The 17,300-nt window shown below is 30.0% G+C and carries 18 protein-coding genes; 2 read left to right on the top strand and 16 right to left on the bottom strand.

Annotated elements, in window-relative coordinates:
• Nucleotides 1-173 precede the first annotated feature (173 nt).
• The 10 genes from BLT88_RS09525 to BLT88_RS09480 form a co-directional block, all read right to left on the bottom strand.
• On the bottom strand, nucleotides 174-1,136 hold the full coding sequence (locus BLT88_RS09525; protein ID WP_091954412.1) for a HaeIII family restriction endonuclease: 963 nt from the start codon (nucleotides 1,134-1,136) through the stop codon (nucleotides 174-176).
• A 3-nt stretch (nucleotides 1,137-1,139) separates the two neighbouring features.
• Nucleotides 1,140-2,189: a DNA cytosine methyltransferase gene (locus BLT88_RS09520; protein WP_091954411.1), complete on the bottom strand. Its 1,050-nt coding sequence runs from the start codon at nucleotides 2,187-2,189 to the stop codon at nucleotides 1,140-1,142.
• A gap of 3 nt (nucleotides 2,190-2,192) precedes the next feature.
• A complete protein-coding gene (locus tag BLT88_RS09515) occupies nucleotides 2,193-2,513 on the bottom strand; it encodes a helix-turn-helix domain-containing protein (protein WP_157691181.1) in 321 nt (106 codons plus the stop codon).
• 268 nt (nucleotides 2,514-2,781) lie between these two features.
• The gene (locus BLT88_RS09510) at nucleotides 2,782-3,441 is read right to left on the bottom strand and encodes a hypothetical protein (RefSeq protein WP_091954408.1); all 660 of its coding nucleotides are present in this window, start codon (nucleotides 3,439-3,441) and stop codon (nucleotides 2,782-2,784) included.
• Nucleotides 3,442-3,687: 246 nt separating this feature from the next.
• The gene (locus tag BLT88_RS09505) at nucleotides 3,688-4,794 is read right to left on the bottom strand and encodes a redoxin domain-containing protein (RefSeq protein ID WP_157691179.1); all 1,107 of its coding nucleotides are present in this window, start codon (nucleotides 4,792-4,794) and stop codon (nucleotides 3,688-3,690) included.
• Nucleotides 4,795-4,959: 165 nt separating this feature from the next.
• Nucleotides 4,960-5,718, bottom strand: a complete 759-nt coding sequence (locus BLT88_RS09500) for an HNH endonuclease (protein WP_091954405.1) — start codon at nucleotides 5,716-5,718, stop codon at nucleotides 4,960-4,962.
• A 159-nt stretch (nucleotides 5,719-5,877) separates the two neighbouring features.
• Entirely contained in the window at nucleotides 5,878-6,309 is a 432-nt protein-coding gene (locus tag BLT88_RS09495; RefSeq protein WP_091954403.1) for a hypothetical protein, read from the bottom strand.
• Between the two features lie 184 nt (nucleotides 6,310-6,493).
• The gene (locus tag BLT88_RS09490; protein ID WP_091954402.1) at nucleotides 6,494-7,030 is read right to left on the bottom strand and encodes a GNAT family N-acetyltransferase; all 537 of its coding nucleotides are present in this window, start codon (nucleotides 7,028-7,030) and stop codon (nucleotides 6,494-6,496) included.
• A gap of 156 nt (nucleotides 7,031-7,186) precedes the next feature.
• On the bottom strand, nucleotides 7,187-8,362 hold the full coding sequence (locus tag BLT88_RS09485; RefSeq protein WP_157691177.1) for a carboxypeptidase-like regulatory domain-containing protein: 1,176 nt from the start codon (nucleotides 8,360-8,362) through the stop codon (nucleotides 7,187-7,189).
• A 216-nt stretch (nucleotides 8,363-8,578) separates the two neighbouring features.
• Entirely contained in the window at nucleotides 8,579-9,001 is a 423-nt protein-coding gene (locus tag BLT88_RS09480) for a helix-turn-helix domain-containing protein (protein WP_091955753.1), read from the bottom strand.
• A gap of 95 nt (nucleotides 9,002-9,096) precedes the next feature.
• On the opposite strand from BLT88_RS09480, the gene BLT88_RS09475 reads away from it, so the two are divergent.
• Complete coding sequence (locus tag BLT88_RS09475) at nucleotides 9,097-9,708, top strand: carboxymuconolactone decarboxylase family protein (RefSeq protein WP_091954399.1); 612 nt, start codon at nucleotides 9,097-9,099, stop codon at nucleotides 9,706-9,708.
• A gap of 151 nt (nucleotides 9,709-9,859) precedes the next feature.
• On the opposite strand, the gene BLT88_RS09470 is transcribed toward BLT88_RS09475, so the two are convergent.
• The 6 genes from BLT88_RS09470 to BLT88_RS09445 form a co-directional block, all read right to left on the bottom strand.
• The gene (locus BLT88_RS09470) at nucleotides 9,860-11,023 is read right to left on the bottom strand and encodes a P1 family peptidase (protein WP_091954397.1); all 1,164 of its coding nucleotides are present in this window, start codon (nucleotides 11,021-11,023) and stop codon (nucleotides 9,860-9,862) included.
• 161 nt (nucleotides 11,024-11,184) lie between these two features.
• Nucleotides 11,185-11,838 carry a hypothetical protein gene (locus tag BLT88_RS09465; protein ID WP_091954396.1) on the bottom strand — a complete coding sequence of 218 codons (654 nt, stop codon included), beginning with the start codon at nucleotides 11,836-11,838 and terminating at the stop codon, nucleotides 11,185-11,187.
• Between the two features lie 153 nt (nucleotides 11,839-11,991).
• Nucleotides 11,992-13,254 carry a PIN domain-containing protein gene (locus tag BLT88_RS09460; protein ID WP_091954394.1) on the bottom strand — a complete coding sequence of 421 codons (1,263 nt, stop codon included), beginning with the start codon at nucleotides 13,252-13,254 and terminating at the stop codon, nucleotides 11,992-11,994.
• A gap of 157 nt (nucleotides 13,255-13,411) precedes the next feature.
• Entirely contained in the window at nucleotides 13,412-14,032 is a 621-nt protein-coding gene (locus BLT88_RS09455) for a hypothetical protein (RefSeq protein WP_091954393.1), read from the bottom strand.
• 5 nt (nucleotides 14,033-14,037) lie between these two features.
• The gene (locus BLT88_RS09450; protein ID WP_091954391.1) at nucleotides 14,038-14,292 is read right to left on the bottom strand and encodes a DUF2188 domain-containing protein; all 255 of its coding nucleotides are present in this window, start codon (nucleotides 14,290-14,292) and stop codon (nucleotides 14,038-14,040) included.
• A 762-nt stretch (nucleotides 14,293-15,054) separates the two neighbouring features.
• A complete protein-coding gene (locus BLT88_RS09445; protein ID WP_020081927.1) occupies nucleotides 15,055-16,140 on the bottom strand; it encodes a serine hydrolase in 1,086 nt (361 codons plus the stop codon).
• A gap of 475 nt (nucleotides 16,141-16,615) precedes the next feature.
• Between BLT88_RS09445 and BLT88_RS09440 the strand changes: the two genes are divergently transcribed.
• A complete protein-coding gene (locus BLT88_RS09440; protein WP_197675643.1) occupies nucleotides 16,616-17,272 on the top strand; it encodes a response regulator transcription factor in 657 nt (218 codons plus the stop codon).
• Nucleotides 17,273-17,300 lie beyond the last annotated feature (28 nt).

The raw sequence follows: 17,300 nt of genomic DNA, 5'->3' as shown, positions 1-17,300 counted from the left end.
CTGCGAGAACTTTCGTAAATAAGCTAAAACCAGCAATTAATTTTATACGGTGTTGTGTTTTCGTACTTTTTTCCGCAAACTTGCTAGCGTTGGCAAAGACATACTCTTTTGCAATTTTTGGCTTGTGTGGTGGCTGAAGCGAATTGCAAATGTGTATGGCTTTTTGCGTTGGCTTATCCGTTCACAAATATGTGATTCGTAAATAAAGTGTGTGGTGCACTCACTAAATTAATGTCAAATTTCAATGATGGCTCAACTCTTGAACTTGCGTTATGAATTCTAAAAGATATTTGCCAACCTTCGTTCAAGGAAACTAATAATGTTGTTGTCGAGTTTTCTTGATAAACAATTTCGATTAATCTTGTTGGCAATTTTAGTTTAGGAATCTTCGCTTTTGGTTTCAATTTTTTAAATGGTAAATTCAAGGTTCCGTGTAAATTATATGCCTGAATTTCAACTTTTTTATTTCCTTTAATTACTTTGTAAAAGTCTTGATTTCCTATTAAATATTGCACCAAATTTTCTGCTACAATACTTGGATTTTCTTTGTCTAATTGAAGTAATTCTTTTCTAAAAGCATCTAATATTGGTAAATACACAACTTGGTGCATATTTTCAATTGAAGTCCATTTTGTAGATTTATCTTTTGCTCTCAAATCTGTAAGCATATCAAATATTGGATTGATTTCTTGAAAGTAATTCTTTGAACAAGAAACACCTAACCATTTTTCTCCAAAATTGATTTTGTTGGATAATCTTGAATGTTTAACAGCTCTATGATTATTTTTTGCAGAAATTCCAATTTCCCATTTTTGTAGAGAGCGAATCATTAAAACATCTCTAACGTCACCAGTCTGTCCAGCTTTGTCACTTACTAATTCCAAAACCAAAATATCATCTTTGTCAATACCATTTGATAATCTAGGTTCTATATCAATAAGAAAATTGATTGAAGCACTTGCAGTTATCCTAAAAGTATCTTGTTCTGTTTCGCTGAAACTATCAAAAAAGCCTTTGGCTGTTTTATAAGGTTGGTTTTCTGTAATTGAAACGCTTGTAATTGTTTTCAAACGTTCGTAAAATTCAAATAGTAAAGCAAATTCAAAAGCTTTACCATTAATTGTTTGACTAGCCATAAATTATGAAAATGTTTTTTCTAGTACCATTTTTTTCTTGGTAACTTGTTTTGGTTTGTTTTCTGCGTTCTGGATTTGTTTTTTGATACTATTCGCTAAAAAATGTGCTAAATTAACGGGAACTGCATTCCCAATCATTTTGTAACCAGCAGCTATTTTTTTATAATGAAAAACAAAGTCATTTGGGAAAGTTTGAATTCTTGCACACTCACGCACACTTAATCTTCGATATAATTTTTCTTTACCAGGAACGAAAACTCGAACATCTTGTTCAATAAATTTCATTTTAGGAGCTTGAGGGTGAATAGGAGCGTGTCTTCCACCTGCTTGAATTGTAAATGATTGTTCATCCCAACTTCTAACTCTATTTCTTGACATAAACATAGTTGAAAACCCACCAATCATATATTCGTGATTTGGTATTTTACAAGCATTACCATTCGTATTATTAAATTCTAATGCAGGAATTACTGTCTTTTTTAAATCTGAAATAGCGTTTTCAATTGTGATTTTAGGGAATGTTTCAGTTGGAAATTGATATTTAAAATTCAAGTCTTTTCTAATTCCAATAAAGAACACTCTTTTCCGGTCTTGAGGAACATTGTAATCAGATGCGTTTAGCATTTGAAAAGAAAGTTCATAGCCAATTCCTGCGTTTCTGAAAAGTTCTTTTATTCCTTCTAAAGCTTCTGTATGTTTTGAAATTAGCATTCCACTAACGTTTTCTGCTAAAAAGAATTTTGGTTGTTTAGCTTCTAATATTCGGATGAAGTCGTAAAACAGCTGACCTCTTTTGTCTTTAATTCCTCTTGCTGAACCAGCTTCACTCCAACTTTGGCAAGGTGGTCCACCAATTATCCCATCACATTCAGGAACTTCATCTGCGGGAATATTTACAATGCTTCTTTTGTCAAGAAATGTATTTGGATGATTTTTTTCATAAGTCTCCCATATTTCTTTATCATATTCATTTGCCCAAACAACGTTAAAACCTGCTTTTTGGAATCCCAAATCAAGTCCACCAGCTCCTGCGAAAAAAGATACTATTTTCATATTTTATTGTGTTTGAAGTGATTTATTTAATGTTCTGCGATATTCTGCTTTTTCTTCTGCAACTTGTAAGAGTTGTTTGGTGCAATTTGTTTCGTAAATATGTTTTCCAATTTGGTCAGTTACATATTCATTTCTCAACTCTGTAAGATTAAGTTTGAAGATTTTTGCAAGTTTTGGCAAGCGTTTTTCGTCAAAATCTCGCTTTCCGTTTTCGATTTTGCTCAAGTTCGCAGAGTCTAAATTCAATTTAGCTGCAAGTTGAGTCAAGGTAAAATCGTTATTGTTTCGTAAAAGTCGGATGTATTCTCCAAATGTGGTTTTCATAAGACTTGTCATTTTTTGACAAATTTACAAATTTTAATTGGAATACCTAATTCGAGCGTTGGGAAATTTTAGCTCTTTTGGTTTTTTTTAAAGCGTTGGAATTCAGCGTTGGCAAAAACCAAAAGTGCTAAAATATGTGGCTGGTGTATGAAACACAACGTGTTTGTATAAGATTAGTTGCGTGTTTTAAGCACTAAATTTAGCAAATAAATCACAGATAGAAAGTCCGCGAGGACTTTCGTAAATTGGCTAAAACCAGCAATTAATTTTATACGGTGTTGGCAACAGTTTTTGTTTTTAATTTCCTTCTCCAATATACAATATAAATTGTTCCTAAAATTGATGGTAAAGTCCAAGCAATCAGATTTCCAATTCCTAATCCAGCAACTATAAATGCGGTAATTGAGGCAATAAATGCTCCAATCATTTTTCCGATATGATTAGACAGCCATCCGTTTTTTGTTTTCTCAACATTTTTATAAAAAATAAAATCTCTAATTGTCAATGAAAGTCCAAAGCCACCAAAGAAAACAAATAATAGATATGTCGAATTTCCTTTAATCATAACATAAGTGCCAAATAAAATCATAAGTATTGATAGCGTTAACATACTTCCAGATATGATTTTATCAATCGGTTTTGCAAGTTTCTTGCTTTTTGATTTAAAAGTCAAAATTTGATTTCCAGAAATAACTAAATAAATAGTGAATAATCCAATTAGAAAAAGAAATATATTTTCGTGATTAGGTAGCCAAGAAATTGGCATTGAGATTAGAGAACTTATTATCATTCCGATTGAAAATAATTTTCCCATTTTTTTATGAGGTTTACTTCCTTTTTTCACAATTATACTTCCAATTCCTGTCACTAATCCAAGTCCACCAAAAAATGCGTGGATATAAATCAAAGTTTTTATCGTTTCTTCCATTTGTTTTTAATTGAGTTTAGCGATTCAAAATTCAGATTATAGTTTTGGTTTAGAAAGTTTAAAATTCCGAATTGTTGTTTTTTAGCGATGAGTTGTTCAAATTGTTGCCAACGTGTTTGTGTATGGTTTGTTGCGTGTTTTAAACAACTAATTTAGTAAATAATTACCGACCAAGAAAGTCCGCGAGGACTTTCGCAAGTAGGGAATAAGGCAGCAATAAATTATATACGGTGTTGTGCAACGTTTTTATTTGGTTATAAATTCTTTAATATCCTTTTCGATTTGTTCCGAAAATCCAAAATATTCTTTTTGTACAATTCCGTTTTTATCTACTAAAAAGTATCTTGGCCAACTATTGACACCAAATTCTTTTTCCAATTCATTATTTCCAATCAAATTTTGAAAAGTTGTACCTTTCTTTTCGACCATTTTGATTGCGTTTTCGTAGTCTTCAGAAACTATTCCGAAAACATTTAATTCAGATTCAAACTTGTTTTTTAGACTTTCTACTTTCGGGAATGATGCAATACAAGGTGAACACCAAACTTCCCAAAAGTCAATCAAAGTCAATTTATTGTTATTAACTTTTATAATTGTATTCTTGTCAAACAAATCAGATAATTCCATTAAGGGTAGTTTTTTGGAAAGTAATTTATTTGGCTTTCTTTTTTCTGGCTGTATTATTGTATAATTCTGTAATTCCTGTTTTGATTCCTTTATTGTAAGTGTGACGTTTTCGTTAATTTTTATATCGCTAAATTTTGCAATTGAAATTGATTTATTTCCGAGACGTTCTGATGTTTGCTTAATTTGAATTGGGAAAAAGTCTGTTTTGTTGAGTTCATAAACTTTTAATCTATTAGATACATCGTAAACCGTATCGTTTTCAAATTCGTAAGAAAGTAAATAGGAATTTTGAGTCTCTGAAAGAGTTATATTTTTATAGATTGAGTCAAGTTTGAAAATATTTTGATGAACCATTTGTCCACCAGGACTTCCAATAAATCCAAAGTTCCCAGGTTCTACCTCATAAGTTTTACTAGTTTTCGAGATTTCAAACCTTTTTCCAGCGTCATAAATATATTCTTTGTCAATATCGTCTCTTTTGCCATAAAAAGAAAAACCAAAAACTTTATCGTTTTTATCTTTTTCTATTAAAGCAATTCCAGTATTATTCCATACAGTTCCATCTTGAGCAAAAGTGTCAATTCTCTGCATTCGATATTCCAATGAATTTATATTCTCTGCATTCTCTTGAAATTTGGCAATGACGTAATTTGTGTCGATTTTTGTTTCTTTTTCGCAACTGCAAAAAATTACGATTGTTAAAAGAATAATAAGGCTTTTTTTCATTTGTTTTCGGTTTTTTGGTAAATGTTGCACAACGTTGTTGTATATGGTTTGTTGCGTGTTTAAGCACATAATTTAGCAAATAAAAACCGAATAGAAAATCCGCGAGGATTTTCGTAAGTAGGCTAGAACTAGCAATAAATTATATACGGTGTTGTACACAGTTTTTTATTTATTCATAATATTAAATGTAATATCAATATTTGTAAATTTTTCAATTTTTGTAATTCCAACAAAAAAACCTTTCTTTATTTCTGTTGATTTTGTATGATAATTTTCAAAATTTTCAAGGTTGAATTCCTTTTTTGGAAAGCCAAAAACGTGTCCTAAAAATTCAATTTCTTCAAAATATTCATCTGAATATAAATATTTCATTCGTTCGAAGAAAAGAGTAGGAGTTTCTGCTTCTTTGTCTAATATCATAATAATTCCAACACTTCTTTGGAAGTAAAATATAGGTAAATCGTTTTCATCATATCTCGCGAATTTTCTTATCAAATCAAATTCAGTTTCAAATCCGATACCTTTTTGTCTGTTTAATTCCTCAAAATATAGTTTATACAAACCTCTTTTAAAAGAACGGCATAAAGATTTTTGAAATTCACTATTAAACCTAAAGGAAGTTTTAAATTCAAACTTGTATTTTCCTTTTTTTTCTGTTATATCAAAAAATCTTGATTTAAATTTTCCAACTTGTTTTTTTGGTTTAGAAGATAATAACATTCGTTTTCGAGTAATATTAAAAGCTTCTTTCAAAGCTTCTTCTATTGAGTAATTTTTATCTTGTTTATTTCCAAAATACTCATTGCATTCATCACATACATTTTTATTGAAATTTTGCCCACCCAAAGATTTGGGAATTGTGTGTGCTTTTTTTAAAAAAGTAACTTTATTTTCAGTATTTAAGCACCAAAGACATGTCTTCATTTTTTTTCAGAGTAATTGTGTACAACGGTCTTGTATAAGGATAGTTGCGGTTTTGTATGCGAGGATTTTCCGAAGGAAATTCAGGCGTTACAAACATGCAACTACCTTTGGTTAAGTACTAAACCGCAATTATTTTTATACGGTGTTGTGTGAAGTTTTTTAGTTCAGTTTTGTCATACCAAATTGGTCAATCGCTTGTTTTCTGTTTTCTAAAAGAGAAAAGCTTAAATCAGTCCAAGCAGTTCCTTCAATTCCTTTCAGAACAATTCCGTTTTCAGTTTTAGTTATTGTAAATAAAAAATTCGTAAGATTTGAATCTTTGTCAGAAGAGATTTTGTTCAATTCTGTCATTCCATATTCGTCAATTGCTTGTGGTTTGTCATTATTAATACTAAATGATAAATCAACCCAAGCACTTCCTTCAATACTTTGCATTTTAATTCCGTTTTCTGTTTTTTCTACGACAACTTTAAAGCTCTTTAAATCATCCGCTTTTTTTTCTTGAGCAATTAATTCAGAACTTGCTGTCAAAACAAATGCCGCCATTAATGTATTCGTTATCAGTTTTCTAAAATTCAATTTTGTTTTCATATCTATAATTTTAATTTATGTTCTTTCGTTTCTTAAATTACACACAACGTGTTTGTGCATGATTTTGTTGCGATGTTACTAGACTAAAATACTAAAAAAACAACCAACATTGGAAGCGTCCGAGGATTTTCCGCAAGGAAAATCCACCAGCAATAAATTATGCACGGTGTTGTACACTGGCTTTTTATTTCCAATTTTTCTTGTCAATTCGAAATATGTTCATAGGAGATCCTTCATAAGAGTCTATTCTCTGCTCCAAAATCATTCCATTTTTTAAAGCAACTTTTTCAGAACCAATATTTTCAACGTGAATCATTGAGATTAAAGAGTCAGATAGATTATTTTCAAATGCATAATTTTTACATTTAATAGCAGATTCAGATGCATACCCTTTGAACCAATATTTAGGAAGAATAGAATATCCGATTTCCAATCTTTCAACATTTTGAATAGATTGGATAAGTAAACCACATTGACCTATTAATAGATTTGTCTTTTTATCTATTAACACATTCATTACACCTAAATTATTTTCGTATCTGTTAAAAGTTTTCTCGAACCATATTTCACACATTTCTTTTTCAGAAAGATTTGGGTCCATTCCTAAGAATTTTGCTACATTTTTTCCTTTGAATAAATTTATCCAATCATCAAAATCCTCCAATTTTAATAGTCTGAATTTCAATCTCTCAGTTTCTTTTCCTTCTAGTGAGTATTTCATTTATCTGCTTGTGTACAACGTGTTTGTGTAAGGAAAGTTGCGTGGTTTAAGCAATGAATTTAGTAAATAAAACACAAACCAAGAAAATCTGCAAGGATTTTCGTAAGTAGGCTTTTACCAGCAATTTTTTTTACACGGTGTTAGGCAACGTTTTTTTTAATTTTCATTATTCGGTTCATAATCAAGAGGCAAAGAATGTGCAAATTTTTCATAAGACCAATATTCTTCATACAAAACATCTAATGGATTAGCCAAAATACCACTTGGGTAAATTATAAATTTTTCTGCTAATGGAATTATATTCGATGCTTGTGGAAACGCTTTACGAGGTTTACTTAATGAGTTTCTTAAAATATAACCCTTTTCTTCCTTTTCTCTTAGATATGTAATTCTTAAATTATTATCAAATTGAAGATAAGTTTCATTATTCTTTTCGTGAATGATTTCTGTAGAAGCTATTTCGGACTTGTATAAATAGTCAATATATTTTGGAAGTTTTGCTTTTTTTAAAACAACTAGTGCTGAATCTATCGAATTTTTAGGTATGTCAATTTTTCTTGAAAAATTAAGTGCGACATTGGATTTAGATAATGTCTTTCTAGCTTTTAATAATTCCTCTTGACTAGGTCTATCTTTATTTTTCTTTCTTACAAACTGATTTATTACAAAACCTTCTTCTTTTGATGAATTTTTTAAAACACTTTTGAAAAAGTGTACTTGTGAACCATTATAAGCCTTTAACCTGTTTTTTCGCCACTTATTCTGCTTATTTTTACTGCCTTTTGATTCTTTAAAATAGGAATATCCTAAATATTTAGTGATTTTTTTTTCTATTGAAAAGTGTTTCAAATCGTAGAAAATATCATAACCTAGAGCTTTATTTTTTATATGCAATGGTTCAATCGCTTCCGCTGTCAAAATATTATTTTGCGAATCAAATTCAAAAAACAAAACCTTTGGATTTTGTATAGTGCAAGATTTTGAAAACTCACTAGTACCAATAAATTCTCGAATGAAAACGGAAAAATTATATTCCCATTCTTCATTATTTTCTTTACCATTTATAACAACTTCATCTAATAGAGATTCTTCTTCTAATAATGAGAATTCGAGTGGTTTTGTATAAGTTGAAGTATCAAAATTATATTTTATAGTCTGAAATCCTATATGTGAAATTATTAATTCATAAATTCCATTATATACCTCTAAATTGAATTCTCCATTTTTATTTGTAATTGTTCCTGTAGTGGTATTATTAAGATATACAGCAACATTGCTCTTTGGTTCATTTTCAAAATAAATTTTCCCTTCTAAGTTTATTTGAGCTGACAACTTAAAAATAAAAAAGTTAAAAAGAAGAAGGATTATTAGTGATTTAGTCATCAGATTACGTGGTGGTTTAAATGTTGCCTAACGTTGTTGTATATGGTTTGTTGGGTGTTTCAAGCAACTAATTTAGTAAATAATTACCGACCAATAAAGTCCGCGAGGACTTTCGTAAGTAGGCTAGAACTAGCAATAAATTATATACGGTGTTCTCTGCCGTTTTTATTTCTTATCGTATTTTTTTCTGTTTTCTACAATTGTGTCCATTTCTTCAGTTACCCATTCTGAAAGTACTATTAGCTTTTCTAAATACCTATATCCCAATGATGTAAGTTGGTATTCAACCCTGATAGGTACTTCTGCAAATATCTTTTTAGTAATATAACCATCTCGCTCAAGTTTCTTCAATCTTTCAGACAATACCTTAGATGAGATTTGCGATACATATTTTTTAAGTTCACCAAAACGTAAAACTTTAGAATAGCCTAAAAATAGAATGATTAAGATACTCCATTTATCAGATGCTGTTGATAATACATCGCGAATAGGACAAATACTTGTTGGTGCTCCAATAGTAAAGTCAGGAAATTTATTTTTTAATTTTTTTATTCTTTCAACTATTTGATTTTCAGTAACAGTTTCCATACGGTAATAAGGTTTCATTAATTAAACCTATTGTAAAAGTAACTAAAAGTTAGTAGCTTTACAAAATAAACTATGAATAAATAAAACATAATCTTATGAAAACGTTTAAAACAAAATTGTCATTAATTGAATTGAAAGACGGTAATGCACGTCAACTTGAATTACTTCAAAAGACTAAAAAGGAAAACAGAATGATTCCAAATATGTATAAGGCAATGGCGAACAGTCCAGCGCTTTTAGATTCGTATATGTACGGTTACAAATTATTCCGTCAAGAAAGTGGCTTTACAGCCGCAGAAGCAGAAGTCGTTTTTCTTACAATTAGTGCTGAAAATCATTGTGTTTATTGTATGGGTGCTCATAGCTTGTTAGCTGATACAGCCTCGAATGTGCCCGTTAAAGTTACTGAAGCGATAAGAAATAATCAGAAAATACCACACGAAAAATTTAGCAAGCTCTCAGAGTTTACAAGTATAATGGTAAATAAAAGAGGTTTACCTACAGAAGAAGATGTAAACGTATTTTTAAATGCAGGTTATACTGAAAGTCACGTGTTAAGTATAATTTTGGCAATTTCTATAAAAACCATAAGTAATTATACAAATCATATTTTTCATACTGAATTAGATACTGTTTTCAAATCTAGGGAATGGAAAGGTTATAAAGCCACTAGAGGATTCATTAACTTATTTAGAAGACTTGAGTAGTTCGTGAAATGGCAGAGAACGTTGTTGTATATGATTTGTTGCGTGTTTTAAGCAACTAATTTAATAAATAATTACCGACCAAGAAAGTCCGCGAGGACTTTCGTAAGTGAGCAAAAAGCCAGCGATAAATTATATACGGTGTTGTACCACGTTACTTTATTCTATTATATTTTTTCATTATTTCGATTAACTTCTTTTTAGGTAATGCATATGCCTTATTTCCATTAATACCCTCCATTGTTTCAGCCGAGACCATAGCGTTTATTACGGCTTCTTCAACTGCTTGAATAGTCGCTTCAAATATGTCGTTCATCCAATCGTTTGATAAGGTTTCCACGGATGCTTTCCCTTTTCTAATGTATGCGTTTTTATTTGCAGTAGAAAAAGCTATAAAAATATCACCTGAACCGTTAGAGCCAATTCCTCCAAGTTTACCAATGCCAATTGGAACTCGATGAACTATTCTCTTAAGTTGATATGGTAGTAATGGAGCATCTGTAGCAACAATTACTATTATAGAGCCGTCACCATTTTTTCGTCTTGATTTGGGAGGTGCATTGAATTTTAAATCTAAAGTGTCTTTTAATTCTTTTCCTATTGGAACACCGTCTATTCTAAACCTACTTTTGTCTCCAAAATTTGATTGAACAAGAACTCCTACTGTGTAATCTTTATTTGGGAATTTTAAAATTCTAGAAGAAGTTCCAATACCTGCTTTGAATCCAAATGAAATCATACCTGTTCCGCCTCCAACATTACCCTCTTCAACAAAACCTTGAGATGTATTATTAATAGCCGCCAAAACATGCTCTTCTTTCACTTTAAATCCATAAATATCATTTAGAAATCCATCATAAGTTTCCGCGACTACGGGAAAAGTCCACCACCAATCATCTTCACTCCATGAGTTGTTTACCATCCATTTTAATGTAGCTTCGCTTACGGTTCCAACACTGAATGAATTCGTAAGCATTATCGGGGTTTCAAGAAAACCAGATTCGGTTATCCAAGTTGTTCCTGTCATCTCACCGTTTCCATTGAGACTGTACCAATTTGCATATAAAGGTCTTTTTTTCTTTCCGCTCGGAAATACTGCCGTCACCCCAGTTCTTACGGGACCTTTACCTAATTTGTTTTCTCCTTCTCCAGAAATTATTGTAGAGTGTCCAACAGCAACTCCTTGGACATCAGTTATAGCATTATATTTCCCAGTAATTCCATCAAATTGTATTCCCAAATCTCTTGCCCTTGGTTTTTGAGAAAATAAAGTAAAACAAGTTAGTAGTAAGATTGATGTTGTAATTTTTTTAGTCATTTTTTTTTTAATGTGGTACAACGTGTTGTATAAGCTTTGTTGCGTTGGTTTAGTAGTAAAGTTACTAAATAATTACTGACCAAGAAAGTCCGCGAGGACTTTCGTAAGTAGGCAAGAAGCCAGCAATAAAGTTTATACGGTGTTGTGCCACGTTTTAATTATTAAAATTGTATTCCTAAACTGAAACCGAAGGATCTAAATATTATATTGCTTGGTCTTTCGTTCATTTCATTAAAAACTTTTTCATTATATCCATAAAAATTATAATCACTAAAAATATTCAGATTTAGAATAAAATCATCAGTTGTTTTTATTGGAAATTGCAAACCAAGTCTCACATTTCCCATTTCACTTTCTATATTATCACTAATTCCTATATTGTAAGCAGTCATTAAATTTATATTTACACTTTCATAATTTATAAAGTGATATCTTAAAATTCCGCCTATTTTTAATGTCGATATTTTTAATTGTGACTGATATTGAAATCCGCTTACTGCTCCTAACGTTAGTTTATTAAAAATAGGATAATTGATATTGTATAAAATTCCAAAAGATGTTTTATTGTCCAATTCAGCTGTTTTTCCTGAAATTAACTTATCATTATTATCGTATAAAGCATAATCATACCTTACTTCATTATTAATGCCGAATTCAACTTCAATGTTTGAGAACCATTCTTTTGTTATTTGATTTTGATTTGAATTTTTAGAAATATTCTTTCCTGTTTCAACTATGTCAGCTAAATCTGGTTTATTTTGAGAATAAATAAATATTGAAATAATTGAAAATAAAAATGTTAAGTATCTTTTCATGTTTTTTGGTTAATGTGGCACAACGTGTTTGTATAAGATTAGTTGCGTGTTTTAAGCACTAAAGTTAGCAAATAAATCACAGATAGAAAGTCCGCGAGGACTTTCGTAAATTGGCTAAAACCAGCAATTAATTTTATACGGTGTTGTAGAGCGTTATTCTTCAAACTGCACATTTAATTTTCCTACTAATTTATCAGGTACATTCCCCGAACTCAATTCAAAGTCTATTTGAAAATTATTAATGCTAGAATTAGAATCAAAGATGATTGTTAATTCTTCCATCTGTTCTGAATATCCATGTTTTAATCTTTTTCTGCTAAAATCTACGTCATAACTATTCGTTTTTTTTATACTTGGTGAATTAAAATTCAAAGATGTGTTTGGTGTCATCTGATTGTAAAAAGGTGATGCCATTGGAAATGCTGAATGTCCAAAATCAAAAGCACTCTTTGGTTTGTAGGGTGGTTTTGGTAATGAAGGGTATTTTTCTTTTTCTGAACTTTCAATTAATTCAAAGCCGTCAGGAAAATGAAGATGTAAATCAATATCTTCTGCAGGACTATTTCCCGAATTTTTAATTATAAATTGAATATTGAATGAAAGCAACTCTTTCTTTTCATATTCAAAAATTTTGTCCAATGCATTTTCGTATTCAGAATAGAATTGATCTAGTTGACTGTTATATTCATCAATTCTAGAAGAAGTTAAAGCACTAAGTTGAGCTAATAGATTACCTTGAGGACTGGTAGATTCTATGTAGGGGTTTTCTACCTTAATTTGTTTTAATCTTTGAGATTTAAAGTCTTCAAAGTTTGAATAATCTTTTTGAGGAATTTTAATTTTTAGAAATTTATTTTCATCCAAAAACAATACATCTAATTTGGGAATTCTTGTTTTTAATATTTGATTTTCTCTTTCGAGTTTCTTAATTCTTTTTTCTTCTTCAGATACTTGATTTGGTATTAAGTATTTAGAATCTAGTTTTAACGATTTAATACCATACATTTTAGCTCTTAATCTAGGGCCAATGTCATTTGAACATAATAGTATTTTATCTAAATCACAGACTTCGCTGAATTGAATCATACTCGCTATAAGTCTATGGTCTTTCTCGTCAAAGTTTAAATCATTTGTTTCATAAATTTCTCGACTTGGTTTTAATAAAAGAATTTCAAAATCAATATTTTCTTTGATTTTAGAATCTTCCATCTCTGCAAGTTGCTCAAATCGATTTAGTATATTTCTCGCACGATTTCCAATTTTGTTGGTGCCAATTTTTTTCTCGTCTAATTCATCAATTACGACAGGTGGAATAACCAATTTGCAGGCTTTAGAAGATGATTCATATAGCCAGTCAATTTTTTCAAAATCTTGAAAATGTAAGAATATGTTGGTGTCTAAAAATATGTATTTCATATGTTTTCTCTAATGCTCTACAACGTGGTTGTGTATGGAAAGTTGCGATTTTGTGAACGAGGAATTTCCGTAGGAAATTCAGAAGTTGGCAAAAATGCAACAACCTTTGATTAAGCTAAATGTAGCAATTTTTTATACACGGTGTTACCACACGTTTTTATTCGAAGTTGTCTCTTCCATCTTTCCATTCTGAAATGTAGAGGCAAAGTTCGTCCCAAGGCATATCTGCTATATCTGCCTCACTCAATTCATCAGATTTAGCTATCTCAAAGAAATCTCCATTAAACTCATTGTATAGCCTCCATATTTTGTTTGCACTATCAATTTTAGTTCCTTTAATCTTAAAAATCCAATTTCTTAATTTCCTTAAAGCTGTCTCAGGGTCGTCATTATGAATTTCAATATCATTACCTGATAAATCTGAAATTGATTTTTGATAACGATATTTTATTTTATCTAAAATAAGTAAGCATTTTTCATTCATATCAGTATTGCCGAATCTTTTACAACCGATATCAATACCTAGTTCGAAAGGCATATTGAAACGAGCTAACTCGTTTTTTTTTGTAGATTCCATTCTTGATAAATCGTGAATGCTGTATTTTGCTTGAGAAATTAAATCTTGAATACCTTCGACTCTAGAGTCTGCAGAATTTATTGTTTCTGATAATAAAGGTTTATAGCCTAGGTAAATAGAGCTAAATACTAGAATTTTTAGGATAGGTTTGTATTCTTTGTCAAATGGACAATTTATGAAAATATTATCTTCAAATGCCATGTATATTATTCGGCTGTTTGAAGTTTCTCAACAGTTCCGTCAGTTTTATGAACTACTAAAACATTAGCTTGCTCTGAACTAAGGATTTTTTTACCATTCAGTATGGCATTTCTCTTTGTATTAAATTCAGAAATTATTTTTTCCGAGCCTTCTCTAAAAACAACCCAATGTCCTTTTCTTGACATAACGTGAAGTTTTCTTCCAGATGCTCCAGCTGTTCTAAATCTAGCGCTTAATATTTTTCTTCTATCTGTTGACATAACAATTCAAATATAATGATTTAACTTTAAATAATGTACAAAAGTTGTTCCAAATGTGTGGTAACGTGATTGTGTAAGGAAAGTTGCGGTTTTGACTGCGATAATTTTCGAATATTTAAACAATCTAGCAAAAAAGCAATAGCCTTTTTTTTTCACTAAAGTAGTAATTTTTTTTACACGCTGTTGGCGTGTCGTAATTTTTTATTTTCATCAATCCGCAAACTTGCTTAAAAAGTTTGATTAGAACTAAAAAGATTTGGGACAAAAATGTACAAATGGTAATCAAAGCATTAAGAGATAGATTTCATAATTCAATCCGCAAACTTGCTCAAAAAGTTTGAATAGAACTAAAAAGATTTGGGACAAAAATGTACAAATGGTAATCAAAGCATTAAGAGACAGATTTCATAATTCAATCCGCAAACTTGCTCAAAAAGTTTGAATAGAACTAAAAAGATTTGGGACAAAAATGTACAAATGGTAATCAAAATCTTAAGAGACAGATTTCATAATTCAATCCGCAAACTTGATCACAAATATTGAATTGAAACTATAAATACTTTAGATAAACACTAAATTTTCATTGGAAGGATTTATGCACGCCAACGTGTTTGTATATGATTTGTTGCGTGGTTTAAGCACCTAATTTAGCAAATAAATCACAGACCTGCCTGCCGCTGGCAAGGTAGAAAGTCCGCAAGGTCTTTCGTAAGAAAGCTAGAACTAGCAATAAATTTTATACGATGTTGTACATAGTGCTTTTTAATTTTTAAGTTCCGTTTTAATTTTATCTCTGAACTTTTTATCAGTTAAAATTTTTAGTTCAAAATCATTCATACTTCCTTGTAATCTTGTGTTTTCTATAGTGCCTAAATCATTGAAAAAGTAAGCTAACTCTGTTGTGTTTCCTTTTTTGTCTGTTGCGTAAAATGCTTCTGTTAAGACAAAAGCGGTTGAACCACCTTTTTTTCCTGCGTGTTTAAGCCATTTTCTATTGGCAGGGTTTTCCATAAGTCCTTCCATAACTTCGTCTAAATATTTTTGAGCATCGGTATCAAAATATGTTTTAGAATTAATTTTTTTCATAATTCCAAAGTAGTCTTTGACGGTAGAGCTTGGTAAATTGTCAGACCAAATTCGTTGTATATTCATTCCCAAATCTCCAATGGTTTTTTTGTATATAGAATCAGTTAAAAGTTTTTTATGAATTTGATTCGTAGTTTCTATATAATCTTCTATACTCAAATTCTTTAATTTGCTCTGCAATTCTTTTCCTTTTGATTTTGGGAATTTTTCTTTTCCGACAAATAATGCAGAAACGATATTATAAAACTCTGTGTGATTTTCAATTCCTAAGCTATCAATTCGATTGTTTATATTTTTTAAGCCTAATGTATTTCCTAACCACTCAGTATTTGCATTTGAACTATAACGAATCATTCCTTTTGCAATTTCATTGATAGTGATTTGGTTATCATTGATTTTATTTTTCACAGATTTCAGCCAACTTGGATGCGCTCCACCATCAGTATTAGGGATATAAAATTTAGCGAGTTCATCAATCGAAACTTCTTCTTGCGGATTAATTTTTCCTTGTGATGATTGCAATGCGTATTCAATTGCCAAAATAATTTTTACTGTGCTTGCCAAAGGCATTAATTTATTCGGGTTTCTCTCAGCAATTAAAGAATCATTTCTTACTAATTTAATAGCTGTCTTGTTTGGATTTTCCTTTATGAAGTTTAAAACTAAATTTGCATCTGGCTTAAAGTAGTTTATCCCAATGGCACCGATTATAATAATTATCGCTATTATTATTCCAACAATTATCAAAATTTTCTTAAGCATATCGATTTTTTTTGCATTATGTACAACGTGTTTGTATATGGTTTGTTGCGTGTTTCAAGTAACTAATTTAGTAAATAATTACCGACCAAGAAAGTCCGCAAGGACTTTCGTAAGTAGGCAATAAGCCAGCAATAAATTATATACGGTGTTGCCATTTCGTTGTTTGAATTCTAAATTTATGTTTGTGCCTGTTTTTCAGGCATCTAAGGGTTGTCAAATATAAATGCGTGTTCGATATAAAAAATTTAGCTAAATTTATCCTCAGAAAATAAATAAAAAACAGATGCAAGATGCAATAGTTGTTAATGTTGACAATGGAAAAATTAAACTTACTGCATTTTTAGTAAGCCCTTATAAATGGAAATTTCATTTTGAAATCAGAAAAAATAGTCCGTGTATTAATAAAATTAAGAGCTTCTTTGTTATCTTGTTTTTATGCTTTTTAACAAACACGTATGCTCACAATGAGAAGTTAGTGTTTTTAAATCAGATTGATTCTATTTCAATAAAAAAACAAGATTTTGAAAATAACTTAACGTATTTTGAAATTCAAAAGTTAAAGGCATATTTCTTAGAAACTACCTATATTAAAGATGAAAAGAAATATTTAAATAAGATTCATACATTTACTAAAGATTCTTTACAGATTTTAGCTGTCAAACTTATTAGTATCTATGAGCTGAATGCTAAAAAATTGTTAGACAAAGATATTGTTAAAAACAAATTTTTTTATATCAAATTATTACAAGACTTAAAAGAAAGCGATATTGAACCCAAAGAATATTTATTTTTAGAAAATAAACTCTCAAAATTTTTAATTAACGAAGTTGAAACCAAATATACTTACAGTAAGTGGCTTAATATTATACTAGGCATTTCATTAATAGGTTTATTTATCTTTTTAGTAAAATCTAAACGTAAAGAAACACCAGTTTTATTATTGAGTAAACAAGAAACTATAGTTAAAAAAATGATTATAGAAGGTAAATCTAATAAAGAAATAGCTAAAGAACTGTTTATTAGTTTAAGTACTGTAAAGACTCATATTACTAATATTTATAAAAAGTTAAACCTCTCTAATAGAGGTGATTTGATTTGTAAATTTAAAAATAGACCCCATACTAGTACCTAAATCAGACTTCGTTTTTTAGGTGTTTCTT

Source organism: Polaribacter sp. Hel1_33_78 (assembly GCF_900106075.1).
In the GTDB taxonomy this organism is placed as follows: Bacteria; Bacteroidota; Bacteroidia; order Flavobacteriales; family Flavobacteriaceae; genus Polaribacter.
The sequence above is the reverse complement of the archived record's forward strand: the minus strand, read 5'-3'. Positions and strand labels throughout refer to the sequence as shown.